At 70.6% G+C, this 26352-nt stretch carries 25 protein-coding genes; 18 read left to right on the forward strand and 7 right to left on the reverse strand.

Annotated elements, in window-relative coordinates:
* Window positions 1-94: 94 nt before the first annotated feature.
* Window positions 95-1135, reverse strand: coding sequence for a CobW family GTP-binding protein (locus tag KAK07_RS20530; RefSeq protein WP_210862965.1), 1041 nt, complete (start codon window positions 1133-1135; stop codon window positions 95-97).
* Window positions 1136-1284: 149 nt separating this feature from the next.
* On the opposite strand from KAK07_RS20530, the gene KAK07_RS20535 reads away from it, so the two are divergent.
* From KAK07_RS20535 to KAK07_RS20600, 14 genes are all read left to right on the forward strand, one after another.
* A complete protein-coding gene (locus KAK07_RS20535) occupies window positions 1285-2166 on the forward strand; it encodes a CorC family transporter (protein WP_310740754.1) in 882 nt (293 codons plus the stop codon).
* Window positions 2163-3668 (forward strand): apolipoprotein N-acyltransferase, encoded by a 1506-nt coding sequence (lnt, locus tag KAK07_RS20540; protein ID WP_310740755.1) that lies wholly within the window; start codon window positions 2163-2165, stop codon window positions 3666-3668. The genes KAK07_RS20535 and lnt overlap by 4 nt, the downstream gene beginning before the upstream one ends.
* Before the next feature lie 63 nt (window positions 3669-3731).
* Window positions 3732-4673: a glycine--tRNA ligase subunit alpha gene (glyQ, locus tag KAK07_RS20545; protein WP_210856715.1), complete on the forward strand. Its 942-nt coding sequence runs from the start codon at window positions 3732-3734 to the stop codon at window positions 4671-4673.
* Between the two features lie 5 nt (window positions 4674-4678).
* Entirely contained in the window at window positions 4679-6820 is a 2142-nt protein-coding gene (gene glyS, locus KAK07_RS20550) for a glycine--tRNA ligase subunit beta (protein ID WP_210862969.1), read from the forward strand.
* A gap of 12 nt (window positions 6821-6832) precedes the next feature.
* Window positions 6833-7414, forward strand: coding sequence for a D-glycero-beta-D-manno-heptose 1,7-bisphosphate 7-phosphatase (gmhB, locus tag KAK07_RS20555; RefSeq protein ID WP_210856713.1), 582 nt, complete (start codon window positions 6833-6835; stop codon window positions 7412-7414).
* 8 nt (window positions 7415-7422) lie between these two features.
* On the forward strand, window positions 7423-8178 hold the full coding sequence (locus tag KAK07_RS20560) for a lysophospholipid acyltransferase family protein (RefSeq protein ID WP_210856712.1): 756 nt from the start codon (window positions 7423-7425) through the stop codon (window positions 8176-8178).
* A gap of 20 nt (window positions 8179-8198) precedes the next feature.
* A complete protein-coding gene (locus KAK07_RS20565) occupies window positions 8199-9119 on the forward strand; it encodes a M48 family metallopeptidase (RefSeq protein WP_210862971.1) in 921 nt (306 codons plus the stop codon).
* 234 nt (window positions 9120-9353) lie between these two features.
* A complete protein-coding gene (locus KAK07_RS20570; RefSeq protein WP_210856710.1) occupies window positions 9354-9821 on the forward strand; it encodes a MerR family transcriptional regulator in 468 nt (155 codons plus the stop codon).
* 57 nt (window positions 9822-9878) lie between these two features.
* Complete coding sequence (locus KAK07_RS20575; protein WP_210856709.1) at window positions 9879-10799, forward strand: hypothetical protein; 921 nt, start codon at window positions 9879-9881, stop codon at window positions 10797-10799.
* A gap of 169 nt (window positions 10800-10968) precedes the next feature.
* Window positions 10969-11631 carry a carbonate dehydratase gene (gene can / locus KAK07_RS20580; protein WP_210856708.1) on the forward strand — a complete coding sequence of 221 codons (663 nt, stop codon included), beginning with the start codon at window positions 10969-10971 and terminating at the stop codon, window positions 11629-11631.
* Between the two features lie 15 nt (window positions 11632-11646).
* Window positions 11647-12825 (forward strand): acetyl-CoA C-acyltransferase, encoded by a 1179-nt coding sequence (locus KAK07_RS20585; protein ID WP_210862973.1) that lies wholly within the window; start codon window positions 11647-11649, stop codon window positions 12823-12825.
* A gap of 22 nt (window positions 12826-12847) precedes the next feature.
* Window positions 12848-13396: a hypothetical protein gene (locus KAK07_RS20590; RefSeq protein WP_210856706.1), complete on the forward strand. Its 549-nt coding sequence runs from the start codon at window positions 12848-12850 to the stop codon at window positions 13394-13396.
* Window positions 13389-14063, forward strand: coding sequence for an SDR family oxidoreductase (locus KAK07_RS20595; protein WP_210856705.1), 675 nt, complete (start codon window positions 13389-13391; stop codon window positions 14061-14063). The genes KAK07_RS20590 and KAK07_RS20595 overlap by 8 nt, the downstream gene beginning before the upstream one ends.
* Window positions 14064-14094: 31 nt before the next feature.
* Entirely contained in the window at window positions 14095-15225 is a 1131-nt protein-coding gene (locus tag KAK07_RS20600; protein WP_210856704.1) for an acyl-CoA dehydrogenase family protein, read from the forward strand.
* Window positions 15226-15281: 56 nt separating this feature from the next.
* Here KAK07_RS20600 and KAK07_RS20605 read toward each other — a convergent pair whose 3' ends face one another.
* Complete coding sequence (locus KAK07_RS20605) at window positions 15282-16325, reverse strand: Rieske 2Fe-2S domain-containing protein (protein WP_210862975.1); 1044 nt, start codon at window positions 16323-16325, stop codon at window positions 15282-15284.
* A 70-nt stretch (window positions 16326-16395) separates the two neighbouring features.
* Here KAK07_RS20605 and KAK07_RS20610 point away from each other — a divergent pair, with 70 nt between their 5' ends.
* Window positions 16396-17091 carry a GntR family transcriptional regulator gene (locus tag KAK07_RS20610; protein ID WP_210862977.1) on the forward strand — a complete coding sequence of 232 codons (696 nt, stop codon included), beginning with the start codon at window positions 16396-16398 and terminating at the stop codon, window positions 17089-17091.
* Window positions 17092-17112: 21 nt separating this feature from the next.
* Window positions 17113-18063 (forward strand): PDR/VanB family oxidoreductase, encoded by a 951-nt coding sequence (locus KAK07_RS20615; protein ID WP_210856701.1) that lies wholly within the window; start codon window positions 17113-17115, stop codon window positions 18061-18063.
* Between the two features lie 10 nt (window positions 18064-18073).
* Here the strand turns inward: KAK07_RS20615 and KAK07_RS20620 are convergent, their stop codons facing one another.
* Entirely contained in the window at window positions 18074-19384 is a 1311-nt protein-coding gene (locus KAK07_RS20620; protein ID WP_210862980.1) for a flavin-dependent oxidoreductase, read from the reverse strand.
* A gap of 163 nt (window positions 19385-19547) precedes the next feature.
* Here KAK07_RS20620 and KAK07_RS20625 point away from each other — a divergent pair, with 163 nt between their 5' ends.
* Both KAK07_RS20625 and KAK07_RS20630 read left to right on the forward strand, forming a co-directional pair.
* The gene (locus tag KAK07_RS20625; protein WP_210856699.1) at window positions 19548-21452 is read left to right on the forward strand and encodes a sigma-54-dependent Fis family transcriptional regulator; all 1905 of its coding nucleotides are present in this window, start codon (window positions 19548-19550) and stop codon (window positions 21450-21452) included.
* A 206-nt stretch (window positions 21453-21658) separates the two neighbouring features.
* Window positions 21659-23455 (forward strand): NAD(P)/FAD-dependent oxidoreductase, encoded by a 1797-nt coding sequence (locus KAK07_RS20630; protein ID WP_210862982.1) that lies wholly within the window; start codon window positions 21659-21661, stop codon window positions 23453-23455.
* Window positions 23456-23559: 104 nt separating this feature from the next.
* Here KAK07_RS20630 and KAK07_RS20635 read toward each other — a convergent pair whose 3' ends face one another.
* The 4 genes from KAK07_RS20635 to KAK07_RS20650 all read right to left on the reverse strand — a co-directional run bounded on the left by KAK07_RS20635 (window position 23560) and on the right by KAK07_RS20650 (window position 26315).
* Window positions 23560-23880, reverse strand: a complete 321-nt coding sequence (locus KAK07_RS20635) for a type II toxin-antitoxin system RelE/ParE family toxin (protein WP_210862984.1) — start codon at window positions 23878-23880, stop codon at window positions 23560-23562.
* Window positions 23877-24116 carry a ribbon-helix-helix domain-containing protein gene (locus tag KAK07_RS20640; RefSeq protein WP_210862986.1) on the reverse strand — a complete coding sequence of 80 codons (240 nt, stop codon included), beginning with the start codon at window positions 24114-24116 and terminating at the stop codon, window positions 23877-23879. Before KAK07_RS20640 ends, KAK07_RS20635 begins: the two co-directional genes overlap by 4 nt.
* 55 nt (window positions 24117-24171) lie before the next feature.
* On the reverse strand, window positions 24172-24786 hold the full coding sequence (locus KAK07_RS20645; protein ID WP_210862988.1) for a hypothetical protein: 615 nt from the start codon (window positions 24784-24786) through the stop codon (window positions 24172-24174).
* A gap of 71 nt (window positions 24787-24857) precedes the next feature.
* Window positions 24858-26315, reverse strand: a complete 1458-nt coding sequence (locus tag KAK07_RS20650; protein WP_210862990.1) for a WD40/YVTN/BNR-like repeat-containing protein — start codon at window positions 26313-26315, stop codon at window positions 24858-24860.
* Window positions 26316-26352 lie beyond the last annotated feature (37 nt).

Raw genomic sequence — 26352 nt, forward strand, 5'->3', positions numbered from 1 at the left:
CCGGCGGATGTGGTGCAACCGCCACGTTCGGGCGCGCGGATTGTAGCGATCCGGCACTTCAACGCAGCTGACAACGCAGCCGAGGGGCGCACGATCAGGCCACACAGCCTTCCAGGCCCTGCAACAGGATGTCGCGTGGCAGGTCGATGCCGATGAAGACCATCTTGCTGGTCTTGGCTTCGCCGGGGGCCCATTTGGGCCCCAGGTCGGAGCCCATCAGCTGGTGCACGCCCTGGAAGATCACCTTGCGATCGCTCCCCTTGAGCCACAGCACGCCCTTGTAGCGCAGCATCTTGGGGCCGTAGACCTGGACGATCGCGCCCAGGAAATCCTCCAGCTTGGACGGCGACAGCGCCTTGTCGCTGCGGAAGACGAAGGACTTCACGTCGTCATCGTGGGCGTGATGGTGGGGGTGGTCGCAGTGCTCGCCGTGCTCGTGCTCGTGGTCATGGTGGTGGCCGTGACCCTGGCCCTCGGTGAGGAAGTCGGGGTCGATGTCGAGCTTGGCGTTGAGGTTGAAGCCCTTGAGATCGAAGACCTCGGTGATCGGCACCTCGCCGAAATGCACCGCGCGCTGCGGCGCGCGCGGGTTCATGTGCTTGAGGCGGTGCTGCAGCGCGGCCAGGTGGTCGGCGTCGACCAGGTCGGACTTGCTGATGAAGATCTGGTCGGCAAAGCCCACCTGGCGGCGCGCCTCCTGGCGGTCATTGAGCTGTTGCTCGGCGTGCTTGGCGTCGACCAGGGTCAGCACCGAATCCAGCAGGTAGCTCTCGGCCACCTCGTCGTCCATGAAGAAGGTCTGGGCCACCGGGCCGGGGTCGGCCACGCCGGTGGTCTCGATCACCACGCGGTCGAACTGCAGCTCGCCCTTGCGGCGCTTCATCGCCAGGTCGGCCAGCGTGGAGCGCAGGTCCTCGCGGATCGTGCAGCAGACGCAGCCGTTGCTCATCTGGATCACCTGCTCGTTGGTGTCCGCGACGAGGATGTCGTTGTCGATGTTCTCCTCACCGAACTCGTTCTCGATGACGGCGATCTTCTGGCCGTGCGCCTCGGTGAGCACGCGCTTGAGCAGGGTGGTCTTGCCCGAGCCGAGGAAGCCGGTCAGGATGGTGGCGGGGATCAGGCCGTTGGACATGGGGTCGGGGATCAGGTGGGCAGGCGGGGCAGATGGGGGCGCCCCGCACGGGTTCAAGGGGCCGCCACTCTGAGCCCGCAGGATGGGGCTGTCAAGCACTGTCAAACGGATCGGGTATTCTCGGACCATTCCCACTGCCGGCACACGACGTGTCCGAACCGCCTTCCCCACGACCGCCGCGCGGTGGTCGTCCGGCCACCGCTGACAAGCGGGGCCTCTTCGAGCGCCTGGTCGAGTTCGTCCTGCCCGGGCCCGACTCCAAGGCCGAGCTGATCGAGACCCTGGCCGAAGCCGAGCAGCGCGAGCTGATCGAGCCGCAGTCGCGCGCCATGCTCGAAGGCGTGCTGCGCATGGCCGACATGGCGGCCGGCGACGTGATGGTGGCCGAACCCCGCATGGACGTGCTCGACATCGACGCCCCGTACGAGGAGCTGCTGGCCATGGTGATCGACACCGGCCACTCCCGCTTCCCGGTGATCGAGGGCTCGCGCGACAACATCATCGGCATCCTGATGGCCAAGGACCTGCTGAAGCTGCAGCGCGCGCCCGAGCTGAACCTGCGCACGCTGCTGCGACCGGCGGTGTTCGTCCCGGAGAGCAAGGGCCTGAACGAGCTGCTGCGCGACTTCCGCTCCAACCGCAACCACCTGGCCATCGTCATCGACGAGTTCGGCTCCACCGCCGGCCTGATCACCATCGAGGACGTGCTCGAGGAGATCGTCGGCGAGATCGAGGACGAGTTCGACGAGGCCGATGCCGCCAGCGGCGTCTACACGCTGGCCGACGGCAGCCTGCGGGTGGCCGGCGACGCCGACATCCGCACCGTCAACGAGGCCTTCTCGGCACAGTTCCCCGAGGACGCCTTCGACACCATCGGCGGCCTGCTGGCCCATGAACTGGGCCGGGTGCCGCGGCGTGGGGAATCGGTGGTGCTGGGCGGCTTGGACTTCAACGTGATGCTCACCCGCGGCGGCGCCGTGCGCTGGTTCCGCGTGCGGCGCCTGCCGGCCGACGCCGCCCACACCGCGTGACGCTCTCGTCCCGGCAGGCCCTGGCGCTGGCGGCGCTGGCGGGCGTGGTCCACACCGCTTCTTTTGCCCCGCTGAACGCGTACTGGCTGCAGCCGCTGGCGGTGGCCGCGCTGGTGCTGCTGTTGCGCACGGCCACGCCAGGCCAGGCCTTTGTGCGCGGCTGGGCCTTCGGCAGCGCCTGGCTGGCCAGCGGCCTGTGGTGGCTCTACATCAGCATGCACGACTTCGGCGGCCTGCCGGCGCCGCTGGCGGCGGCCGCGGTGGGGCTGCTGGCGCTGGCGCTGTCGCTGTACCTGGCGGCGGCGATGGCGGCCTGGGCGCGCTGGCGCAGCGGCCGGCCGATGGCCGATGCGGCGGGTCTGGCCGGCCTGTGGCTGCTGGCCGAGCTGGCGCGGGCGCAGTTCCTCACCGGCTTTCCCTGGATCGCCTCGGGCTATGCCCATGCCGACGGCCTGCTGGCGGCGCTGGCGCCCTGGGGCGGCGTCTATGCGATGGGGGCGCTGGCGACGCTGCTGGCCGCGCTGCTGGTGCTGGGGCGAGGGGCCTCGGCCAACGCCTGCCGCCTGCTGGCGATGGGGTTGCTCGCGGGCCTGATGGCCTTGCCGCAGCACTTCACCGAGCCGGCCGGCGAGCTGACGGTCAGCCTGCTGCAGCCGGCGGTGCCGCAGGACCTGAAGTTCGACCCCGAGCGCCTGGGCGCCAACATGCAGGCGCTGCAGCAGCAGCTGCATGCGGCGAGCGGCGCGCTGGTGGTGACGCCCGAGTCGGTGCTGCCGATCCCGCGCGACCTGCTGGACGAGGGCTACTGGGCGGGCCTGACCGCGCCCTTCCGGCAGGGCGACCGGGCGGCGCTGATCGGCACCTTCGTGGGCAACGAGCGCGACGGCTTCGTCAACGCGATGGTTGGCGTGCAGCCTGGCGCCAGCCCCGACTACGAATACGGCAAGCGCCACCTGCTGCCCTTTGGCGAGTACATCCCGCCGGGCTTTCGCTGGTTCGTTGACCTGATGCGCATTCCGCTGGGCGACCAGGCCAGCGGCCACCATGGTGCGTCCTTTGCGGTGGCTGGCCAGCGGGTGCGGCCCCTGATCTGCTACGAGGACCTGTTCGGCGAGGACTTTGCCGACGCGGTGGTCGGCCCGCAGGCCGCCACGCTGCTGGTCAATGCCAGCAACCTGGCCTGGTTCGGCCGCTGGATGGTGCAGGACCAGCACCTGCAGTTCTCGCGCCTGCGCGCGCTGGAATTCCAGCGCCCGCTGGTGCGCGCCACCAACACCGGTGCCACCGCGGTGATCGACCACCGCGGCGTGGTCACGCAGCGCCTGCCCGCCTGGCAGGAGGGCACGCTCGACGCCACCGTGCAGGGCCGCCGCGGCGACACGCCCTATGCGCGCTGGCTGGCCGCCTGGGGCCTGTGGCCGCTGTGGGGACTGGCGGCCGCGCTGCTGGTCACGATGCGGATGGGCGCGCTGCTGGCCGGGCGCCGCCGGGTCGCCCCGTAGAATCAAGGGTTTTCCCATCACGATGGACACCGTGCGCCCGGGCGCGCGGTGCGCGACCGGCCGATGCTCACCTTCCAGCAACTCATTCTCCGCCTCCAGGACTACTGGGACGCCCAGGGCTGCGCCCTGCTGCAACCGTACGACATGGAAGTGGGTGCGGGCACCAGCCACACCGCCACCTTCCTGCGCGCGCTGGGCCCTGAGCCCTGGAAGGCCGCCTACGTGCAGCCCAGCCGCCGCCCCAAGGACGGCCGCTATGGCCAGAACCCCAACCGCCTGCAGCATTACTACCAGTACCAGGTGGTGCTCAAGCCGGCGCCGGCCAACATCCTCGAGCTCTACCTGGGCTCGCTGGAGGCGCTGGGTTTTGATCTGAAGAAGAACGACGTGCGCTTCGTCGAGGACGACTGGGAGAACCCCACGCTGGGCGCCTGGGGCCTGGGCTGGGAGGTCTGGTTGAACGGCATGGAGGTGACCCAGTTCACCTACTTCCAGCAGGTCGGCGGCATCGACTGCAAGCCCATCACCGGCGAGATCACCTACGGCCTGGAGCGCCTGGCCATGTACCTGCAGGGCGTGGAGAACGTCTATGACCTGCAGTACGCCCCCGGCGTGCGCTACGGCGACGTGTTCCTGCAGAACGAGATTGAGCAGAGCACCTACAACTTCGAGCACAGCAACGTCGAGTTCCTGCTGCACGCCTTCGGCGCGCACGAGGGCAATGCGCAGCAGCTGATGCAGGCGCAGCTGGCGCTGCCGGCCTACGAGCAGGTGCTCAAGGCGGCGCACACCTTCAACCTGCTGGATGCGCGCGGCGCGATCAGCGTGACCGAGCGCGCGGCCTACATCGGCCGCATCCGCAACCTGGCCCGCAGCGTGGCGGCCAGCTACCTGGACAGCCGCGCCCGCCTGGGCTTCCCGATGGCCCCCAAGGCCTGGGCCGATGAAGTGATCGCCGAGCTGGCCGCCAAGGCCGAGAAGGCCGCCAAGAAAGAAGCAGCCTGAACACCATGAGTCACGCCAACCTCCTCGTTGAACTCTTCGTCGAAGAACTGCCGCCCAAGGCGCTGAAGAAGCTGGGCGAGGCTTTTTCGTCGGTGCTGGCCGCCAGCCTGAAGGCCCAGGGCCTGGCGGCGGCCGATGCCGCGGTCACCTCGTACGCGTCGCCGCGTCGCCTGGCGGTGCAGGTCGCCGGTGTGGCGAGCCAGGCCGCTGACAAGGCCCAGCAGATCAAGCTGATGCCGGTGGCTGTGGCCCTGTCCGCCGATGGCCAGCCCACGCCCGCGCTGCTCAAGAAGCTGGCCGCGGTGGGTGCCGACGCGTCGGTCGTGCCGCAGCTCAAGCGGCTGCCCGACGGCAAGGCCGAGGCCCTGTTCCTGGACAGCGTGGTGCCCGGCGCCAGCCTGGCCGAGGGCCTGCAGAAGGCGCTGGACGAAGCGATTGCCAAGCTCCCGATTCCCAAGGTCATGACCTATCAGAAGGCCGACGGCTGGAGCGACGTCAAGTTCGTCCGCCCGGCGCACCGCCTGATCGCGCTGCATGGCGAGCAGGTCGTGCCGGTGCAGGCGCTGGGCCTGAGCGCCGGCCGCGAGACGCTGGGCCACCGCTTCGAGGCGACGGTGCCGGTGGTCCAGATCGAGAGCGCCGACAGCTACGCCCGGCAACTGCGCGAGCAGGGCGCCGTGATCGCCAGCTTCGATGAGCGCCGCGCCGAGATCGTGCGCCAACTCACCGCCGCAGCGGCCAAGGAAGGCCTGACCCCGATCGAGGACGAGGCGCTGCTGGACGAGGTCACCGCGCTGGTCGAGCAGCCCAATGTGCTGACCTGCCACTTCGAGCAGGCGTTTCTCGACGTGCCGCAGGAGTGCCTGATCCTGACGATGAAGGCCAACCAGAAGTACTTCCCGTTGCTGGACGGCCACGGCAAGCTGACCAACACCTTCCTGATCGTCAGCAACATCGCGCCGGCCGATGCCAGCGCGGTGATCCAGGGCAATGAGCGCGTGGTGCGCCCGCGCCTGGCCGACGCCAAGTTCTTCTTCGATCAGGACCGCAAGAGGACGCTGGACAGCCGCGTGCCGGGCCTGGCCAAGGTGGTCTACCACGGCAAGCTGGGCACCCAGGGCGAGCGCATGGAGCGCGTGCGCGCCATCGGCCACGCGATCGTCAACCAGCTGCGCATGGCCACCGTGCCCTTCACGGTCGAGGCCAAGGATGAGTTCGATGTGCTCGACTCCAAGGTGCGCGAGGCCGCCACGCTGGCCAAGTGCGACCTGCTGACCGACATGGTGGGCGAGTTCCCCGAGCTGCAGGGCATCATGGGCGGCTACTACGCCCGCGCCGAGGGCCTGCGCGACGGCGTGGCCATCGCCATCGAGGACCATTACAAGCCGCGCTTCGCCGGCGACGCGCTGCCGCGCAACCACAGCGGCACCGTGGTGGCGCTGGCCGACAAGCTGGAAACCCTGGTGGGCCTGTTCGGCATCGGCCAGTTGCCCACCGGCGACAAGGACCCGTTCGCGCTGCGCCGCCACGCGCTGGGCGTGATCCGCATCCTGGTCGAGAAGAACCTGCCGCTGGATCTGTCCGAGCTGCTGAAAGCCGCCGTGCCCTGCTTCGGTGAGCTGATCCAGGACCCGAGCGAGGCACTGGCCGGTTTCTTCGCCGACCGCCTGGCTGTCTCGCTGCGCGACCAGGGCTACAGCGCCCAGGAGGTCGACGCGGTGCTGGCGCTGGCGCCGCAGCGCCTGGGCGACATCCCGCGCCGCCTGGAGGCCGTGCGCGCCTTCGCCGCGCTGCCCGAGGCCGCCTCGCTGGCCGCGGCCAACAAGCGGGTGGGCAACATCCTGAAGAAGATCGAGGGCGCGCTGCCCACCGCGGTCACCGACGCGCTGCTGCAGGAGCCCGCCGAGCAGGCGCTGGCCGCCGCGATCGCCCAGGTGCAGCCGGTGGCCGACCGCCTGTTCGAGCAGCACGACTACGCCGGCTCGCTCAAGGCCCTGGCCGCGCTGAAGGCGCCGGTCGATGCCTTCTTCGACGGCGTGATGGTCAATGCCGACGACGCCGCGCTGCGCGCCAACCGCCAGGCGCTGCTGAACCGCCTGCACCAGGCGATGAACCGCGTGGCCGACCTGTCGCGCCTGGCGGCCTGACACCGCACCGCCATGCAAGCGCCCAAGCTGATCATCATCGGCCGTGACGGCATCCTCAACCGCTTCCGCGACGACCACGTCAAGGATCCGGCCGAGTTCGAGCCGCTGCCCGGGGCGCTGCAGGCCGTGGCCCGCCTGAACCATGCCGGCTGGCATGTGGTGGTGGCCACCAACCAGGCGGGCATCGGCCGCGGCATGATCGACATGGCCGCGGTCAACGCGGTGCACCGCCACATGATGAAGCTGCTGGCGGCGCAGGGCGGGCGGCTGGATGCGATCTTCTTCTGCCCGCATGCCCCCGAGGACGACTGCGCCTGCCGCAAGCCGCTGCCCGGCATGATGCGCGAGATCGGCGAGCGCTATGGCGTCGACCTGGCCACGGTGCCGATGGTGGCCGACACCCTGCGCGACCTGCAGGCCGCCCAGGCCGCCGGCTGCCGCCCGCACCTGGTGCGCACCGGCCGCGCGGCCCTGGTCCACGAGGCCGAGCTGGCGCAGTGGCAGCAGACCGTGCCCGGGACCGTGGTGCATGCCGACCTGGCGGCGCTGGCCGAGCACCTGCTGGGCGGTGGCGCAGCGCCCGTTTCCTCCTGAATCCCGTCATGCAACGTCTGTCCTGGCTGCTGCGCTCGTCGCTGTTCTTTCTCTGGCTGGTGGTGACGGTGATCCCCTGGGCCACCTTTGTCGTGCTGGTCTCGCTGTTCGTCAGCTCCACCACGCTGTACTGGATCTGCGCCGGCTGGCTGCGCCAGGCGATCTGGGCGGCGCGCTGGATCTGCGGCGTGCGCTGGCGCGTGCAGGGCATGGAGAACGTGCCGCCCGCCAGCGATGGCCAGGCGGCCGTGCTGCTGGCGCCCAAGCACCAGAGCACCTGGGAGACCTTTGCCTTCCCGATGCTGATGCCGCACCCGCTGGCCTATGTGTTCAAGCGCGAGCTGCTGTGGATCCCGTTCTTCGGCTGGGCCATCGGCAGCCTGGACATGATCCACATCGACCGCAGCCGCCGCTCCGAGGCCTGGCGCAAGGTGGCCGAGCAGGGCCAGCGCATCATGGGCAAGGGCAGCTGGGTCATCATGTTCCCCGAAGGCACGCGCACGCCGCGCGGCAGCCAGGGTGACTACAAGACCGGCGCCAGCCGCCTGGCCATCACCACCGGCGTGCCGATCGTGCCGATCGCGGTGGCCTCGGCGCGCTGCTGGCCGCGCAAGAGTTTCCTGCTGCGCCCGGGCGTGATCGAGGTCTCGATCGGCCGGCCGATCCCGGTGCAGGGCCGCCAGCCCGATGAGCTGATGCGCGAGGTCGAGGCCTGGATCGAGGCCGAGATGCGCCGCATCGACCCCGAGGCCTACGCCGCCTGAGCCTCGTAGAATCGGCGGCCATGCCCACCCCGATGGCCGACGCCTGGCAGCTGTCGCTGTTCGACGCCCACGAGCCGGCGCCCGCGCCCGGCGCGTCCGCGCCGGCTGCCGCCGGGCCCATCGCCGTGCCCGCCCCGGTGGGGGCTGCACCCGCATCCGCACCAGCACCGGCTCCGGCGCCCAGCGCCGACTACCGCCACCCCCAGGCCGATCGCTCGCTGCGCCTGGGCGAGTGCCTGGTGGCCTACCAGCTGCGCCGTGCGCGGCGCAAGACCATCGGCTTCATCGTCGACGGCGACGGCCTGGTGGTCAGCGCGCCACGCTGGGTGTCCTTCGGCGAGATCGAGGCCGCGCTGCGCGAAAAGGCCACCTGGATCCTGCGCAAGCTGGCCGAGCAGCGTGACCGTCGCCGCCGTGTCGAGGCCGCCCGGGTCGAATGGCGCGACGGCGCCGCCCTGCCCTTCCTGGGCGAGACCGTGATCCTGGTGCTGGACCCGCGGGTGGCCGGCGCCCAGCTCAATACCGGGGGCCAGGCGCTGCCCGGCGTGCCGCGGCTGACGCTGCACCTGGGCCTGCCGCAGCAGGCCGAGCCGGCGCAGATCCGCGACCTGGTGCAGAGCTGGCTGCAGCGCCAGGCGCGCCGGGTCTTCGAGGAGCGCTGCGCCCACTTCGCCCAGCGCCTGGGCGTGACGGTGCGCCGGCTGTCGCTCAGCGCCGCCCAGACGCGCTGGGGCAGCGCCTCGCACGACGGCTCGGTGAGGCTGAACTGGCGCCTGATCCATTTCGGCCTGCCGGTGATCGATTACGTGGTCGCCCATGAGCTGGCCCACCTGCGCGAGATGAACCACAGCCCGGCCTTCTGGGAGGTGGTGCGCTCGGTCGTGCCCGACTACGAGCAGGTGCGCGGCAGCCTGCGCGCCGAGGTGTTACCGCCGCTGTGAGGCCGGCACGGGCGGGCGCATCCCCCCAAAGAGGGATGGCGCAGCGCAGCATGTCTTGGCAAAGTGACACCTGATTCGCTGTCATCAGCTCTCCAAGAGCGGGCGAGGTCCAGGGAGGATCGTGTGACACCACACATCAACGCCGATGGTCACCCCATCGGCGTTTTTTTTGCCTCGGCACGCCACAGGGGCCATGGCGTAGACTTCCGTTGACGTGAACGTCAACCAGCGCCCATGAGTCCAGCCCGCCCTGCCACCGCCGTCCGCCCCCGGGCTCCCGTCGATGACGCGGGCACCCGCACCTTCACGATCACCGAGCTGGCCCAGGAATTCGACATCACGCCGCGCGCGATCCGCTTCTACGAGGATGTCGGCCTGCTCGAGCCCGCCCGCAGCGGCCGCAACCGGGTCTACACCCACCGCGACCGCACCCGGCTCAAGCTCACGCTGCGCGGCAAGCGCCTGGGCCTGTCCCTGCTGGAGATCAAGCAGCTGGTCGACATGTACGACTCCGGCACCGACGACCGCCCCCAGCTGGAAGCCTTCCTGCTGGTGCTGGGCGAGCACCGCCGACAGCTGGAGCAGCAGCTGGGCGACATCGAGGTCACCCTGGCCGAGATCGGCCAGCATGAGGCCCGCTGCCGCAGCCTGCTGGGGCTGGCCGTGCCGGCCCGGCGCCGCCGCACACCGCGCGGCGGGTGAGCTCTGGCGGTCGTCCGGGCTGCGTAGACAGCCAGGACCGACCCTCAGGAGTTCGCCATGACCGACCGCCGCCCCGTTCGCGCCGCTGCCCTTGCCGCCGCCCTGCTGCTCGCCACGCCGCTGCTGCGGGCGCAGACCGCCGATTTCCAGAACCAGGGCAACTCGCTGCAGTACAGCAGCACCCCGGTCAACCGCCTGGTCGTGGCCAATGTGCAGTCCAAGGTCGGGGTCAGCCTGGAGCGGCTGACGCTGATCTCCGGTGAAGGCCACGAGGACAAGAAGATCACCGCCGGCCTGCTGGCGGGCGCGGCCACGCTGCTGTCGATGCGGGCCGGTGGCGGCATCGGCGGCGCCGGCGGCATCGACTTCGCCGACCGCGAGCCGATCGAGGACCACCTCAGCAAGGACGACGCGCGCCGCATCGGCGAAGAGGCGCTGGCCATCGTGGTCGAGAAACTGCGCGCCGCCGGTGTCGCGGTGGACGGCCCGGAGAAAGTGGCGGCCGCGCCCTTCATGGCCGAGGCCAAGGGCGAGAGCGAGGTCAGCACCGACTCGGCGCAGGACAAGGGCAGCCTGTTCCGCAAGGCCTATTACTACGGCTTCTACTGCACGCCGGTGGCCGGCCTGAAGTACCGCAAGCCCGGCATGTTCGAGGGCATGGGCGACAGCGACTACTACCCCAAGGCCCGGGCGGCCGCGGGCGCCCCGGGCGCGCTGGACCTGACGATCGCGTTCTACAACGACAAGAAGGTGTTCGGCCTGCACGAGTTCCAGGCCCGCGTCTGGGGCCAGGTCAAGGGCCGCGACGCCGACGTGCCGATGTACGCCGAGCTGCTGAAGAACAAGGACGACTTCACCGTGCCCTCGGGCGGCAAGGACACCCTGGCCTACTGGCAGGCGATGCGACCGAAATTCGAGGCCCTGGCCGGCGCCTTCGCCGCCCGCCTGGCCAAGGCCATGCCGCCCGCTGGATCCTGACGCCGCCAGCCCGCTACAATTGACGTTTACGTCAACGTCAATGGGCGGGCCGGTTGACCCTGCCACCCGGCGTTGCCACTCGCCGGCACGGGGTGCGCTTGCGTACACTGCCGCGCGGGATTGATGCGATGCAGCATGGGCTGCGTCCTGCCCGGCAGGAGATGGTTTCGTGAGCACCCAGCTGACCGAGCTGTTCGACAGCAACCGCGAATGGGCGCGCCGCACCGAGCAGCGCGAGCCCGGTTTCTTCAGCAAGCTGCTGGAGCAGCAGACCCCGCAGTACCTGTGGATCGGCTGTGCCGACAGCCGCGTGCCCGCCAACGAGCTGGTCGACCTGCTGCCGGGAGAGCTGTTCGTCCACCGCAATGTGGCCAACGTCGTGGCCCACTCCGACCTCAATGCGCTGTCGGTGATCCAGTTCGCGGTGGAGGGCCTGAAGGTCCAGCACATCATCGTTGTCGGCCACAGCAGCTGCGGCGGCGTGCGCGCGGCGCTGAACGACCTGCGCCTGGGCCTGGTGGACAACTGGATCCGCCACGTCAAGGACGTGCGCTGCAAGCACGAAGCCCTGCTCGACCGTGTGGCGCCCGAACAGCGGCTGGACGCGCTGTGCGAGCTCAACGTGCTGGAGCAGGCGCGCAATGTGTGCGACACCACCGTGGTCCAGGACGCCTGGGCGCGTGGCCAGGCGGTGGTGGTGCACGGATGGGTCTATGGCCTGCACAACGGCCTGCTGGAAGACCTGCGCATCACCGCCGCCACCGCCGAGCAGGTGGCCCCAGCCTACCGCGCCGCGCTCGACGGCATCATCAACCGCTACAACGCTGCCTGAACCAGGAGACTCTCCATGGCCGATTCGATCGTCATCGCCTCCGCTGCCCGCACGCCCATCGGGGGCCTGCTGGGCGACTTTGCCAGCCTGGCCGCCTGGGAGCTGGGCGGCGTGGCCATCCGCGCCGCCGTCGAGCGCGCCGGCGTGCCCGGTGACGCGGTGGACGAAGTGCTGATGGGCAACTGCCTGATGGCCGGCCAGGGCCAGGCCCCGGCGCGCCAGGCGGTGCTCAAGGCCGGCCTGCCGCAGAGCGCCGGCGCGGTCACGCTGAGCAAGATGTGCGGCTCGGGCATGCGCGCGATGATGTTCGCCCACGATATGCTGGCCGCCGGCTCGGCCACCGTGATGGTGGCCGGCGGCATGGAGAGCATGACCAACGCGCCGCACCTGATGTTCGCCCGCAAGGGCGTGAAGTACGGCGCCGCCCAGCTGTTCGACCACATGGCGATGGACGGCCTGGAGGACGCCTACGAGCGCGGCAAGGCGATGGGCGTGTTCGCCGAGGCCTGCGTGGCCAAGTACGGCTTCACCCGCGAGGCGCAGGACGCCTACGCGATCGCCTCCACCACCCGCGCCAAGGCCGCCAACGAGGACGGCCGCTTCGACTGGGAAATGGCCCCGGTGTCGCTGCCGGGCAAGGGCGGCGAGGTGCTCGTCAAGCACGACGAGCAGCCCTTCAAGGCCAAGCTCGACAAGATCGCCGGTCTCAAGCCGGCCTTCAAGAAGGACGGCACGATCACCGCCGCCAACGCCAGCAGCATCTCCGACGGCGCCGCCGCGCTGGTGCTGATGCGCGAGAGCACCGCCCGCGCGATGGGCGTGACGCCGCTGGCCCGCATCGTCGCGCACGCGGTGCATGCGCAGGCGCCCGAGTGGTTCTCCACCGCGCCCGCCGGCGCGATCGAGAAGGCGCTGAAGAAGGCCGGCTGGAGCGCGCAGCAGGTGGACCTGTGGGAGGTCAACGAGGCCTTCGCCGCGGTGACCATGGCCGCGATGCACGAGTTCCAGCTGCCCCACGAGATCGTCAACGTGCACGGCGGCGCCTGCGCGCTGGGCCACCCGATCGGCGCTTCGGGTGCGCGCATCGTTGTCACGCTGCTGGGTGCGCTGCGGGCGCAGGGCAAGAAGCGCGGCATGGCCTCGCTGTGCATTGGCGGTGGCGAGGCGACGGCGCTGGCCGTGGAGATGCTGTGAGCGGCCTGACCCGTCTGCAGCCATGATCCGCGACCCGCGCTCCGGCCGCTGCCACCCGACGCTGGTGCATGGCCGCACCCTGGTGGCGCTGCTGCTGCTGAGCCTGGGCCTGCTGGCGGCGCTGCGCTGGAGCGGCGCCGATGCCGGCTTCGGTGCCACCGTGCTGCAGCGGCCCTTCGACGAGCGCATCGACGGCTATGACCCCGGCCAGGCGCTGGCGGTGATGGCCGGCATGGACACGCTGCAGTACCGCGCCTACCTGCGCTACCGCCTGCTGGACCTGCTGTTCCCGGTGGTGCTGGGGGCGCTGCTGGCCGGCAGCCTGTGCGCGCTGGGCGCACCGCGCCTGGCCCGCATGGGCCTGCTGGCCGCCGCGGTGGACACGCTGGAGAACCTGATGCTGTGGTACCTGATGCTGCAGGACAACGCCAGCGCCGGCCTGGTGCAGGCCGCCAGCGCGCTGACCCAGCTGAAATGGGTGGTCTACGGCCTGACGCTGGGCGTGCTGGGCGTGGTGGCGGCGCAGCGCGTGCTGCGCGGCGCCAGTGCGCGGGGAGTGCGTGGTGGCTGAGTCGGTGCTGGTGGTCGGCGCCTCGCGCGGCATCGGGCTGGAGCTGGTGCGCCAGTACCGCGCCGACGGCGCCACCGTGGTGGGCACCGCGCGCGACGACGCCGGCCTGGCGCGCCTGCAGGCGCTGGGCGCGCACGCACTGCGCATCGATGTGACCGAGCTGACCAGCGTGGCCGGCCTGGCCTGGCAGATCGACGGCCAGGCCTTCGAGCGGGTCTGGGTCAATGCCGGCGTCTACGGCCCCTCGGGCCTGAACGCGCTGCAGGCGCCGGGCCGAGAGGATTTCGACCAGGTGATGCGCACCAACGTGCTGGGCCCGATGCAGGTGGTGCCGCAGCTGGTGGACGCGCTGGCGCCGCAGGCCCGGTTGGGCCTGGTGACCTCGCGCATGGGCTCGATCGGCCTGCGCACCAACGGCAACGGCTGGCTCTACCGCGCCAGCAAGGCCGCCGCCAACTCGGTGCTGCGCGACCTGGCCTTCGCGCTGGAAGGCCGGGCTGTCTGCGCCGCCTTCCATCCCGGCTGGGTGCGCACAGACATGGGCGGCGCCGGCGCCGACCTGTCGGTCGAGCAGAGTGCGGCCGGCCTGCGCGCGGTGCTGGCCGGCCTGACCCCGGCCGACCACGGCCACTTCTTCGACCAGGACGGCCAGGCCCTGGCCTGGTGACGCGCCCACCCCGACAACGGAGACCTTTCCCATGCTGCTCAGCGAAGACCACCGTGCCGTGCAGGACGCCGTGCGGGCCTATGTCCAGGACCGCATCGCGCCGAACGCCGCGCGCTGGGACAAGGACCACCACTTCCCGGCCGACGAACTGAAGGGCCTGGCCGAGCTGGGCTGCTACGGCGTGGCCGTGCCGCCCGAGTACGACGGTGCCGGCCTGGACTACCTGGCGCTGAGCCTGATCCTGGAAGAGATCGCGGCGGGCGACGGCGGCACCTCCACCGTGGTCAGCGTCAACAACTGCCCGGTCTGCTCGATCCTGATGGCCTTCGGCAACGAGGACCAGAAGCAGCGCTTCCTCAAACCCCTGGCGCGCGGCGAGATGCTGGGCGCCTTCTGCCTGACCGAGCCGCATGTGGGCTCGGAGGCCGGCGGCCTGCGCACCACCGCCACCCGCGACGGCGATGAGTACGTGCTCAACGGCGTCAAGCAGTTCATCACCAGCGGGAAGCACGGCGACGTGGCCATCGTGATGGCGGTGACCGACAAGGCCGCCGGCAAGAAGGGCATCAGCGCCTTCCTGGTGCCCACCGCCACGCCCGGCTACATCGTGGCGCGGGTCGAAGAGAAGATGGGCCAGCACAGCTCGGACACCGCGCAGATCGTCTTCGAGAACTGCCGCGTGCCGGCCGCCAACCGGCTGGCCGACGAGGGCATGGGCCTGAAGATCGCGCTCAGCGGTCTGGAGGGCGGGCGCATCGGCATCGCCAGCCAGAGCGTGGGCATGGCGCGCGCGGCGTTCGAGGCGGCGCTGCGCTACAGCAAGGAGCGCGTGGCCTTCGGCCAGCCCATCTTTGAACACCAGGCGGTGCAGCACAAGCTGGCCGACATGGCCACGCAGATCGAGGCCGCACGCCAGCTGATCTGGCACGCCGCCAGCCTGAAGGATGCCGGCCAGCCCTGCCTGAAGGAAGCGGCGATGGCCAAGCTCTTCGCCAGCGAGATGGCCGAGCGCATCTGCTCGGCCGCGATCCAGGTGCACGGCGGCTACGGCTACCTCAGCGACTTCCCGGTCGAGCGCATCTACCGCGATGTGCGGGTGTGCCAGATCTACGAGGGCACGTCCGAGGTGCAGAAGATCCTGATCGGCCGCGCCCTGGCTTAGGCCGCTCAGCAGCCACGCCAGAGGGTTGCCGCGGTGGCGCCGTGTTCAGCGGTGCTTCAGCTGGCTGCGGCTGCGCGCTCGCGGGCGATCAGCTCGTCGATGATGCGCCGCGCCTGCACGCCGCCGCCGTCGATGTTGAGCTTGAGCAGGCCGCGCTCGGGCCAGGCCTGCAGGTTCTGCTGCTGGCGCTCCAGCATCTCCAGGTCCTCGCTGAAGATCACGTGCTGGCCGTTGCGGATGGCTTCGGTCAGCGCGGCGTCGTCGGCCTTGAAGTGGCGCGCCATGCCCCAGAAGTACCAGCAGCTGCCGTCGGTCTCGGGCGTGATGTAGTCGACCACGATGGCCGAGGCCTTCTTGTCCACCGGCGCCTCGAAGCCGCCGTGGCCTTCCAGCGCCACGCCCACATCGATCAGCACATTGCTGGGCGGCTGGAAGCGGCAGATCTGCCAGCGGTCGACCGTGGCGGTCTTGTCCATGCCGTTGGATTCCATGGCCATCTGCCAGAACGGCGGCGCCTTGATCTTCTCCATGTAGCGCTCGGTGACCACCAGGCCGTCGACCACGCGGGTGGCCACCGGCGCCTCGTCGATCTCCTTCTGGCCGATGCTGCTCGAGTGCACATAGGTCTCGTGCGTCAGGTCCATCAGGTTGTCGATCAGCAGCCGGTAGTCGCAGCGGATGTTGAACAGGCCACCGCCCACCGCCCAGTCGCTGCGGCCATGCCAGGCGGGCACCGGGATGTCCTCTTCCCTGGCCAGCGCGGCGTCGCCCGGCCACAGCCAGACAAAGCCGTAGCGCTCGGCCACCGGGTAGCTGCGGATCGGCGGGAAGCCCTTGACGCGCTGGCCCGGCATGCTCACCGTGCGGCCGTTGCAGCCCATGGCCAGGCCGTGGTAGCCGCACACCAGGTTCCCGTCGCGCACGAAGCCCAGCGACAGCGGCACGCCGCGGTGCGGGCAGAAGTCTTCCACCGCGCCGATCACGCCTTCGCTGTTGCGGAAGAAGGCGATCGGCTGGTTGCAGATGCGGCGACCGAGCGGCTTGTCGCTGCCGATCTCGTCGGGGCGGGCGACCACGTACCAGGCATTGAGCGGGAACATCGGGGCTGTCTCCAGGGTTGTCAGCTTGAATTGGATCCAATTCTGCACTTGTGAGCTATCATCCGTCAATATGACCAATCAATTGGATCCAATTGAGGCCGAAGAACCTGCCGGTGGCAGCGTGCTGGCGCGGCTGCGCCAGCGCATCATCCGCGGCGAACTGCCCCCTGGCACCCGGGTCACCGAGGACGCGCTGGCCGAGTCGCTGGGCGTGTCGCGCACGCCGGTGCGGCTGGCGCTGCGCAGCCTGGAACAGGAAGGCTTGCTGACCAAGACCGGCAAACGCGGCCTGGTGGTGCGCGCCTTTTCCACCGACGACGTGATGTGCGCGGTGGAGGTGCGCGGCGCGCTGGAAGGCCTGGCCGCCCGCCGCGCCGCCGAGCGCGGACCCGATGCCGCGCTGCTGGCCGCGCTGGATGAGGCCGTGCAGCGCGGCCGCGTGCTGCTGGCCAAGGGCCACCTGGTGCCGGCCGACGTGGCCGCCTGGGGCGCGCTGAACAGCGACTTCCATGCGGCGCTGGTGGCGGCCGCCGGCAGCCCGGTGATCGCCGACGCGATCGCGCGCAACAACCACCTGCCGTTCGCCTCGGCCGACTCGATCACGCTGGACATCGGCGCGCTCGACCGCGAATACGACAGACTCCGCCTGGCCCAGGTGCACCACGAACTCGTGTTGGATGCGCTGCGCCAGCGCGAGGGCGCCCGCGTCGAGGCCCTGATGCGCGAACATGCCTGGATCGGCGTGCGCTACGGCCGCCTGCTCTGACTGACCCACCCACCCAACGCCATGACCACGCTCACCGTCCTGATCGCCGCCAAGACCGATGTCACCGCCGATGTCTGCGCCCTCGAGTTGCAGCCCACCGACGGCCAGCCGCTGCCCGCCTTCACCGCCGGCGCGCACATCGATGTGCATCTGAGCGGCGGCCTGATCCGCCAGTACTCGCTGTATGGCGCACCCGCTGACCGCAGCCGCTACCGCCTGGCGGTGCTGCGCGAGCCGGCCTCGCGCGGCGGCTCGGTGGGCGTGCATGGTCTGCAGGCGGGGCAGACGCTGACGATCTCGGCACCGCGCAACGCCTTCCCGCTGGCCGCCAGCGGCGGCGCGCTGCTGCTGGGCGGCGGCATCGGCCTGACGCCCCTGCTGGCGATGGCCGAGCAGTTGCATGCCGAGGGCCGGCCGTTCCAGCTGCACCTGAGCGTGCGCACCCGCGACCGCCTGCCGCTGGCCGCGCACCTGGCGGCCGTGCCCTGGGCGGCGCAGGTGGTGGTGCATGTCGATGACGAGCCGGCCACCGCGCTGGACATCGCCGCCGTGCTGCGCGCTGCCAGCCCCGACACCCACGCCTACGCCTGCGGCCCCGCCGGCTACATCGCCTGGGCGCGTGCCGCAGTGCAGGCGGCGGGCTGGTCTGACGACCGCTGGCACAGCGAGTCCTTCACGCCGCCGGTCATCAACCACAGCGCCGACGGCCCGTTCGAGATCGAACTGGCGCGCTCGAAGCGAGTGATCACCGTGGCCGCCGACCAGACGGCGGTGCAGGCGCTGGACGCCGCCGGCGTGGCTGTCTCCACCTCCTGCGAGCAGGGCATCTGCGGCACCTGCCTGACCCCGGTGCTGGGCGGCACGCCCGACCACCGCGACGCCTACCTGACCGATGACGAACTGGCCGCCGGCAACTGCTTCCTGCCCTGCGTGTCGCGCTCGCGCACCGCGCGGCTGGTGGTGGATCTCTGAGGCGCGGTCGTCAGGCCAGCGCCACGCGCTGGCCTGGCGCGATGATCGGCGGTGCCGCGTTCAGCGTCTCGATCGCGAAGCCGGCCGCTGCCTTGTAGCGCGCCATGAAGGCCTCGCGCTCCTCACGCGGGACGACCTGGTCGATGTGCTCGAAGACGCCGCCGCAGCGCTCGTCCACCAGCCCCAGCAGACCGAAAGGCCCGGCGCCGCGGTTGCGCAGCACCAGGGCCGAGATGTCCGCGCACAGGCGCTCGTCATAGGCGCGCAAGGCCTGCGGGCCGACGCCGTGGGCCAGGAACTGCGCGCCCAGCACGCGGGCATCGACGATCGCCTGGCTGGCACCGTTCGAGCCCACCGGGTACATCACATGCGCGGCGTCGCCCAGCAGCGCCACGCGGCCGTCCACCCAGGTGGGCACCGGGTCGCGGTCGATCATCGGGTACTCGTAGACCTCGCTGGCGCCGCGCAGCATCGCCGGCACGTCGAGCCAGGGGTAGTTCCAGCCCTCGAAATGGTGGATGAACGCCTCCAGCGCCACGCGCCGGTTCCAGTCACCCTGGCGCCAGCCACCCTGGTTGTCCACGGTGATCTCGGCGATCCAGTTGATCGTGGCCAGACCGGTGGCCGGGTCGGGCGGCGAGATCGGGTAGAGCACCACCCGGTGCCGCAGCGAACCCAGCCCCACGAAGGACGCGCCGGTGCGCACCGGCACCCCCGGCGTGGTGCCGCGCCACATGATGGCGCCGCCCCACTGGATCGGCGGCTGCGTCGGGTGCATCTGCGCCCGCACGGCCGAGTGCAGGCCATCGGCGGCGATCAACAGTGAGCCTGCCAAGCTGGTGTGCTGGCCATCGCGGGTCTCGATCAGCGCGGTGACGCCGGCCTCGTCCTGCCGGTAGCCCACCACCCGCTGGCCCAGGCGCACGGCATCAGGGCCCAGGCGGGCCTTCACGGCCTCGAACAGCAGCATCTGCAGCTGCCCCCGGTGCACCGCGTACTGCGGCCAGCGGTAGCCCGCCAGCAGTCCGCGCGGCTCGGCATACACCTCGTTGCCGTTGCGCCCCACCAGCGCCCACTCGCGCGCCTGCAGGCCGATCGTGTCCAGCAGCGCATTGCCAAAACCCAGCTCGTGCAGCTCGCGCACCGCGTTGGGCTGCAGGTTGATGCCCACCCCCAGCGGCTGCAGCTCAGGCACCGACTCCAGGACCACGCAGGGCACGCCGATCTGGTGCAGCGTCAGCGCGGTGGCCATGCCACCAATGCCGCCGCCGGCGATCAGCACCGGACGGTGGGAGGACGAGGGAGCAGCATCTGCAGACATGCGCGGATTGTCCCTGCTGCGCCCGCCGGTCCGGCTCGGGGATGGCACCACCCAGCGTCCGTCTGGCACGTGCCTCATGGCAGTGCAAACCCTGCGTTGACAGGCCCCCGGCGGGGCGCCAAGGTCCGGCCGTCCGCACCGCGCCCGACGAAAGGCTGTCGCCATGCACGCCACGCAACGTGAACACATCGCCACCGTGATGGAAGTGGCCGGCCACGGCGTGCATGCGCGTGCGGCGCAGCACCACGAGCAGATCATCCGCGATTCCTGGCACCGCTGCGTTCACCAGCACGGGCTGGACCCCACGCGCATGCAGGAGGCGGTGATCCTGCCGCAGAGCCAGTTGCGCCAGCACCAGGACCAGATGGAGGCCTTCCTGCACATCGCGCGGCATGGCCTGGAGACGCTGTACCAGCATGTGGCCGGGCTGGGCTATGTGGTGCTGCTGACCGATGCCCGCGGCGTGACCGTCGACTTCATTGGCGACCTGCAGATCGAGCCCAGCCTGCGCAAGGCCGGCCTGTACCTGGGCGCCGACTGGAGCGAGCACCACGCCGGCACCTGCGGCGTGGGCACCTGCATCAGCACCGGCGAGGCACTCACGGTGCATCTGGACGACCACTTCGACGCCACGCACATTCCGCTGACCTGCACCACCAGCCCGGTGTACGACGCGAGCGGCCGGCTGACGGCGGTGCTGGACATCAGCGCGCTGCGCTCGCCCGATCCCAAAGGCAGCCAGGCGCTGGCACTGCAGCTGGTCAAGCTCTATGCGCAGCACATCGAGAACGCCAACTTCCTGTACCGCTTCAGCCGGGACTGGGTGCTGCGCCTGTCCACGGCGCCGCAGTTCCTGGACGTCAACCCCGAGTACCTGATCGCGCTGGACGCCTCGGGGCGCGTGATCGGCCACAACCGGCGCGCCCAGCACGCCCTGCAGATCGATGCGCGGCAGCCGCTGGTTGGGCAGGCCTTCGACACGCTGTTCGAGGCGCGCTTCGAGGACATTGGCCGCTTCGTGATGGCCCAGCCCTCGGACCAGCGCGCCGTGATGCGCGCCGGTGGCCGCGAGCTGCTCTTCCTGTCGGCCACGCCACCGCCGCCACGCCCGCCGCTGACACCGGGTCAGCCCGAGCGCCCGGTCCCGGCGCCGCTGGCGGCACTGAACCTGGGCGACCCGGCGCTGGCCCGGCAGATCGAGCGCGCGGCGCGGCTGGTGAACTCGCCGGTGAGCCTGCTCATCACCGGCGAGACCGGCTCGGGCAAGGAGTACTTCGCCAAGGCCGTCCACGCCAGCAGCGAGCGGCGCGCGCGGCCGTTCGTGGCGGTGAACTGCGCCGCCATTCCCGAGACCCTGATCGAGAGCGAACTCTTCGGCCACCTGCCGGGCAGCTTCAGCGGCGCCGCCACCAAGGGCAAGCGCGGCCTGGTTCAGGAGGCCGACGGCGGCACGCTGTTCCTCGACGAGATCGGCGACATGCCGCTCGCGCTGCAGGCGCGGCTGCTGCGCGTGCTGTCCGAACGCGAGGTGCTGCCGGTGGGCGCCACGCGGCCGGTGGCGGTGAACATCCGCGTCATCGCGGCAACCCATGCGCCGCTGGAGGACCTGGTGCGCGCCGGCCGCTTCCGCGACGACCTCTACTACCGCATCAACGGCGCCCACATCAGCCTGCCGCCGCTGCGCGAGCGGCGCGACCTGGCGGCCCTGATCCAGCGCCTCCTGCAGGGCCGTGCCCTGGCGGCCGACGCGCTCGCACGGCTGCTGGCCTACCGCTGGCCCGGCAACCTGCGGGAGCTGAAGAACGTGCTGGACTGCGCCACCAGCGTGGCGTCGCCCCACGGGCCGATCGGGCTGACCGACCTGCCGGAGCTGCCCGGGCTGGGCACCGCGGACCGCACACCAGCGCCGTCGCCCGCACCCGCCACAAGCGGCGGCCCGCTGCTGGCCGAGCTGCAGGCGGCGCACTGGAACATCACCCTGGCGGCACGCCGCCTGGGCGTGGCCCGCATGACGCTGTACCGGCGCATGAAGCGCGCCGGCATCGTCCCGCCCAACCAGCGAGACTGAGGACACGGCCCGTGGGCCTGTGACAGCTGTCACGCCACCCGGGTGTGACAGGTGGCTAAGCGGCCCCGCGACGTGACATGCGGGTTGGCCCGAGGTGCGCCAATGCCGACAAGCACTTGCGATGGTCCCGCGGCGCGGCACGGGTCTTGAGTAGGTCTGCGCGGATCGATCCATCCCGAGATCGACAAGCCCCGGAGACTGTTTTCATGACCGACCCGACTCCCTCCGCCGACGCCCGCCGCTGGCTGGCCGACTTTGGCGCCGCACTGGCCCGCCAGGACCTCACCGCCGCCACGGCGCTGTTCGGCGACGACGCGTACTGGCGCGACCTGGTGGCCTTCACCTGGAACATCCGCACCCAGGAAGGCCCGGCGGCCATCCGCGAGATGCTGGCTGCGCGGCTGGCCGACACCGCGCCCACGGACTTCGCGCTGGACGGCGAGGCCACCGCGGCCGATGGCATCACCGACGCCTGGTTCACCTTCGAGACCCGGGTGGCGCGCGGCCGCGGCCACCTGCGCCTGAAGAATGGCCAGGCCTGGACGCTGCTGACCACCATGGTCGAGCTCAAGGGCTTCGAGGAGAAGAAGGGCCCGCGCCGCATCAAGGGCGCCGAGCACGGCGTGCACCCCGGCCGCAAGACCTGGCTGGAGCGCCGGCAGGAAGAGCAGGCCACGCTGGGCTACACCGAACAGCCCTATGTGGTGATCATTGGCGGCGGGCAGGGCGGCATCATGCTGGCCGCGCGGCTGCGCCGCCTGGGCGTGCCGACCATCGTCGTCGAACGCAACGAGAAGCCCGGCGACAGCTGGCGCAAGCGCTACAAGAGCCTGTGCCTGCACGACCCGGTCTGGTACGACCACCTGCCCTACCTGCCCTTCCCCGACGACTGGCCGGTGTTCGCCCCCAAGGACAAGATCGGCGACTGGCTGGAGATGTACGCCAAGGTGATGGAGCTGAACTACTGGGGCAGCACCACCGCGAAGAAGGCCAGCTTCGACGAGGCCACCGGCGAGTGGACCGTGGTGGTGGATCGCGCCGGGCAGGAGGTGGTGCTGCGGCCCAAGCAACTGGTGTTCGCGCTGGGGGTTTCGGGCTACGCCAACGTGCCGAAGATCGCCGGCGCCGAGACCTTCCTCGGCGAGCAGCACCACAGCAGTCGCCACCCCGGGCCCGAGGGCTACCAGGGCAAGAAGGTGGTGGTGCTGGGCAGCAACAACAGCGCGCACGACATCTGCGCCGCGATGGTGGAGCAGGGCGTGGACGTCACCATGGTCCAGCGCAGCAGCACGCACATCGCGCCCTCCGATTCGCTGATGGAGCTGGCGCTGGGCGGCCTGTACAGCGAGCAGGCGGTGAAGAACGGCATCGACCACCACACCGCCGACCTGGTGTTCGCGAGCGTGCCCTACAGGATCATGCACACCTTCCACATCCCCGTGTACGAGGAGATGAAGAAGCGCGACGCCGACCTGTACGCGCGGCTGGAGAAGGCCGGCTTCATGCTGGACTTCGGCGACGACGGCTCGGGCCTGTTCATGAAGTACCTGCGCCGCGGCTCGGGCTACTACATCGACGTGGGCGCCAGCGAGCTGGTCGCCAACGGCAGCATCAAGCTCAAGAGCCGGGTCAACATCGAGCGCATCAACCCGAGGAGCGTGACGCTCAGCGACGGCACCGAACTGCCGGCCGACCTGATCGTCTACGCCACCGGCTACGGCTCGATGAACCAGTTCCTGGCCGACCTGGTATCCCCCGAGGTGGCCGACCGCGTGGGCAAGGTCTGGGGCCTGGGCAGCGGCACCACCAAGGACCCCGGCCCCTGGGAAGGCGAGCTGCGCAACATGTGGAAGCCCACGAACCAGGCCAACCTGTGGATCCACGGCGGCAACCTGCACCAGAGCCGCCACTACAGCCAGTTCCTGAGCCTGCAGCTCAAGGCCCGCTACGAAGGCCTGGACACGCCGGTGTACGGACAAGCGCCGGTGCACCACCTGCGCTGACGGCCTGCCGCCTGGCTGTCACGCCGCCGCACTTGCGGCGGCGTGACGGCGTGTTCGAGGTTCACCCCCACTGCGTGGCGCCTTGTCGCGGGTGGACGGAGCGCCTACGCCTCGTCCAGCCAGACCGGGATGTCGCGTTGCTGGTGCAGCACGCGCCAGACGTCGATGTGGTCCTCGCGCTCGACATAGAACACCAGGTAAGGAGAGCGACTCAGCGGCCAGCTGCGCAACTCCGGCAACCCCAGTGCGTGGGCATGACGCGTTGAGCCCGTCGCCGGGTGCCGGGCGATGTGTCCGTAGGCGGTCTCCAGCGCGTCGATGAACTGCAGCGCGACCCGGTCGTTCGCTTCCTGCAGGTCAAAGTCGATCGCTGCCTGGACGTCCTGGTTCGCCAGCGTTCGCGGAACGACGCGACGCACCTTCACGCGCGACTGCGGCGCCCGACCTGCTTGCGCAGCGACGCGAAGTACGCACCATCGGCCTCGGCGGCCACTGGGGCTGTGGCGCCGGCCAACAGCAGGCCGCGCAGCTGCAGCCGCTCCTGGTCTCGACGGATCAGCTCGCGCACGTACTCGCTGCTGGTGCCGAAGCCGCGGTTGCTGACCTGCTCGTCGACGAAGGCCTTCAGCGCTTCGGGCAGGGAGATGTTCATCGTGCTCATGGCCTGATGCCAAACACGATGGCAAATTTTGGCAAACCGGGCGCCCGGACGGCCCTCACCGCGGCAGATACAGCCGGTCCGAATAGGTGGCCAGCCACTCCGGCTTGTAGGCCACGAAGATCGCCACCACCATGCCGGTGAGGAAGGCATCGCCCCAGGCGGCCAGCCAGCGGCCCAGCATCAGGTCGCTGGCGCTGAGGCTGTCGGGCACGCCCGTCCAGGCCATGGCGGCGGCGCCGGCCAGGCTCAGCGAGAACAGCGAGGCGAAGAAGCCGCGGCCCAGGATGTAGACCATCAGGTGGTGCGGCAGCCAGCGGCGCACGCCGGCCCCCAGCACCAGCGCCAGCGTGCCGGGCACCACGCCCAGCCAGACGGCGCGGGCCAGCGTGGCCTCGGGGCCGAGGCCGGTCATGGTGCCGGCCACCGCGGCCACCACGGCCACGCCCAGCATGGCCAGGGGCCAGCCGGCCATCAGCACCAGCAGGCAGACGCCTGAGAGCGGCTGGGCCAGCGGGATGCGCGCCACATGGTCGGCGCTCCACAGCCAGGGCATCACCGCCCACCAGGCCAGCCAGGGCCAGGGCGGGCCGCCGGCGGCCACGCCGCGCCAGGGGCGCAGCCACAGCGCCAGGGCCAGCGCAAGCACGGCGATCGGCAATTCCAGCCACATCGTGCGATGCTAGCGGTGCGGCGTGCCGCAGGCGTGACGGCTGTCAATCGCCCGCCCCCGCGTGGCGGGGTTCAGAACACCGTTAACTGACCTTCGTGGCTGAGCGGCATGAAGACGCCGTTGCCCTGGTACTGCAGCTCGATGGCATCGAAGGGGCCGCCCTGGACGCCGCCGCCGGTGCCGGTGGTGCTGAACGGGCTGGACTTGTAGATCTGCCCACCATGCTCGACCGCCATCATCTGGCGGCCATCGGCCGACATGTCGATCGAACTCCAGTTGTGGTCGGTGAAGCGCGGGATCCAGGTGGCGCCCCAGTCGTCGGAGGTGTAGATCTGCCCGCCGGCCTGGATGGCCGCAAGCCTGCGCCCATCGGCCGAGGCGCTGACGCCGATCCAGTTGCCGACCGACGCCTGGGCGAACCAGGTCACCCCGGCGTCGGCCGAGGTGTAGATCTGTCCGCCGAACACCGCGGCGACCAGCTTGCTGCCATCGGCCGACGTGGCCAGCGAGGCCCAGGCCCGGTTCGTCTCGCGCGGGATCCAGGTGACGCCGGCATCGATCGAGGTGTAGACCTGGCCGCCATACTCGGACGCGACCATGTGGGTGCCGTCGGCTGACACGGTCACCGCGAACCACAGCCGGTTCGCGTCACGGGCCGTCCAGGTGACGCCGGCGTCGGTCGAGGTGTAGATCTGCTCGCCGCCGGCGGCGGCGATCAGGGTGTTGCCGTCGGCCGAGGAGGCCACGCTGTACCAGCTGCGGGCCGACTCGCGGGCCGTCCAGGTGACGCCACCGTCGTCGGAGGTGTGGAGCTGGCCGCCCGGCACGGCGGCGAGCAGCTTGCTGCCGTCGGCCGACGAGGTGATCGCGTACCACAGGCGCGCCGTCTCGCGCGGCGTCCAGGTTTCGCCGGCGTCCACCGAGGTGTAGATCTGCCCGCCGTACTCCACCGCCGCCAGGCGCTGGCCGTCGGCGGACGAGGTCACGCTCTGCCAGCTGCGGTTGGTGTCCTTGGCCGTCCAGCTGACGCCGATGTGGCCCAGGCCGCCGCCATAGATGGTCTGACCGTCGTTCTGCGCGATCGTCCAGGTGCCGGTGCCCGCGCCCGCCACCGACACCAGGTCGCCTTCGCGGAGCTCGGCGGAGGGCGGCAGCGTGATGGTGACGTCCGCACTGCCGGAGGTCCGGTAGCCGGTGTTGGCCTCGGCCTGCACCGCGCTGGCAGCAACGTCCACCCAGCTCACGCCGGCGTTGCGGCAGACATAGTCCGTGGTGCTGACCTCGGAGGCGTCCAGCTGGTTGTCGCGGTCGGCATCGAGGCCGGACTCGATCCGGGTGCCACCGGTGGCGCAATGCTCGCCGGCCGGCTCGACACTGACGCGGCTGAGGGTCTTGAGCTCGGCCGGCGCACCGTCCGAGCCGCCGCATCCGGCCAGCGCCAGAACGCTCAGGCTGACGAGGGCGATCCAGCGCGGCAGCGTGGGACCAGCGGGGCGGCGAACGCCAGGGGTGGGGCGAAGTCTGTCCAACGAAGTCTCCTTGGGGCTGCGTGCGCAACGGTCTGCG

Source organism: Ideonella alba (genome assembly GCF_018069875.1).
Taxonomy (GTDB): domain Bacteria; phylum Pseudomonadota; class Gammaproteobacteria; order Burkholderiales; family Burkholderiaceae_C; genus Ideonella; species Ideonella alba.

What these genes read in the sequence shown, in the direction of transcription:
- KAK07_RS20530 (WP_210862965.1), bottom strand. Translation starts at nt 1,135, where the DNA reads ATGTCCAACGGCCTGATCCCCGCCACCATCCTGACCGGCTTCCTCGGC.
- glyQ (WP_210856715.1), top strand. Translation starts at nt 3,732, where the DNA reads ATGCTCACCTTCCAGCAACTCATTCTCCGCCTCCAGGACTACTGGGAC.
- glyS (WP_210862969.1), top strand. Translation starts at nt 4,679, where the DNA reads ATGAGTCACGCCAACCTCCTCGTTGAACTCTTCGTCGAAGAACTGCCG.
- gmhB (WP_210856713.1), top strand. Translation starts at nt 6,833, where the DNA reads ATGCAAGCGCCCAAGCTGATCATCATCGGCCGTGACGGCATCCTCAAC.
- KAK07_RS20560 (WP_210856712.1), top strand. Translation starts at nt 7,423, where the DNA reads ATGCAACGTCTGTCCTGGCTGCTGCGCTCGTCGCTGTTCTTTCTCTGG.
- KAK07_RS20565 (WP_210862971.1), top strand. Translation starts at nt 8,199, where the DNA reads ATGCCCACCCCGATGGCCGACGCCTGGCAGCTGTCGCTGTTCGACGCC.
- KAK07_RS20570 (WP_210856710.1), top strand. Translation starts at nt 9,354, where the DNA reads ATGAGTCCAGCCCGCCCTGCCACCGCCGTCCGCCCCCGGGCTCCCGTC.
- KAK07_RS20575 (WP_210856709.1), top strand. Translation starts at nt 9,879, where the DNA reads ATGACCGACCGCCGCCCCGTTCGCGCCGCTGCCCTTGCCGCCGCCCTG.
- KAK07_RS20585 (WP_210862973.1), top strand. Translation starts at nt 11,647, where the DNA reads ATGGCCGATTCGATCGTCATCGCCTCCGCTGCCCGCACGCCCATCGGG.
- KAK07_RS20590 (WP_210856706.1), top strand. Translation starts at nt 12,848, where the DNA reads ATGATCCGCGACCCGCGCTCCGGCCGCTGCCACCCGACGCTGGTGCAT.
- KAK07_RS20600 (WP_210856704.1), top strand. Translation starts at nt 14,095, where the DNA reads ATGCTGCTCAGCGAAGACCACCGTGCCGTGCAGGACGCCGTGCGGGCC.
- KAK07_RS20605 (WP_210862975.1), bottom strand. Translation starts at nt 16,325, where the DNA reads ATGTTCCCGCTCAATGCCTGGTACGTGGTCGCCCGCCCCGACGAGATC.
- KAK07_RS20610 (WP_210862977.1), top strand. Translation starts at nt 16,396, where the DNA reads ATGACCAATCAATTGGATCCAATTGAGGCCGAAGAACCTGCCGGTGGC.
- KAK07_RS20615 (WP_210856701.1), top strand. Translation starts at nt 17,113, where the DNA reads ATGACCACGCTCACCGTCCTGATCGCCGCCAAGACCGATGTCACCGCC.
- KAK07_RS20620 (WP_210862980.1), bottom strand. Translation starts at nt 19,384, where the DNA reads ATGTCTGCAGATGCTGCTCCCTCGTCCTCCCACCGTCCGGTGCTGATC.
- KAK07_RS20625 (WP_210856699.1), top strand. Translation starts at nt 19,548, where the DNA reads ATGCACGCCACGCAACGTGAACACATCGCCACCGTGATGGAAGTGGCC.
- KAK07_RS20630 (WP_210862982.1), top strand. Translation starts at nt 21,659, where the DNA reads ATGACCGACCCGACTCCCTCCGCCGACGCCCGCCGCTGGCTGGCCGAC.
- KAK07_RS20640 (WP_210862986.1), bottom strand. Translation starts at nt 24,116, where the DNA reads ATGAGCACGATGAACATCTCCCTGCCCGAAGCGCTGAAGGCCTTCGTC.
- KAK07_RS20645 (WP_210862988.1), bottom strand. Translation starts at nt 24,786, where the DNA reads ATGTGGCTGGAATTGCCGATCGCCGTGCTTGCGCTGGCCCTGGCGCTG.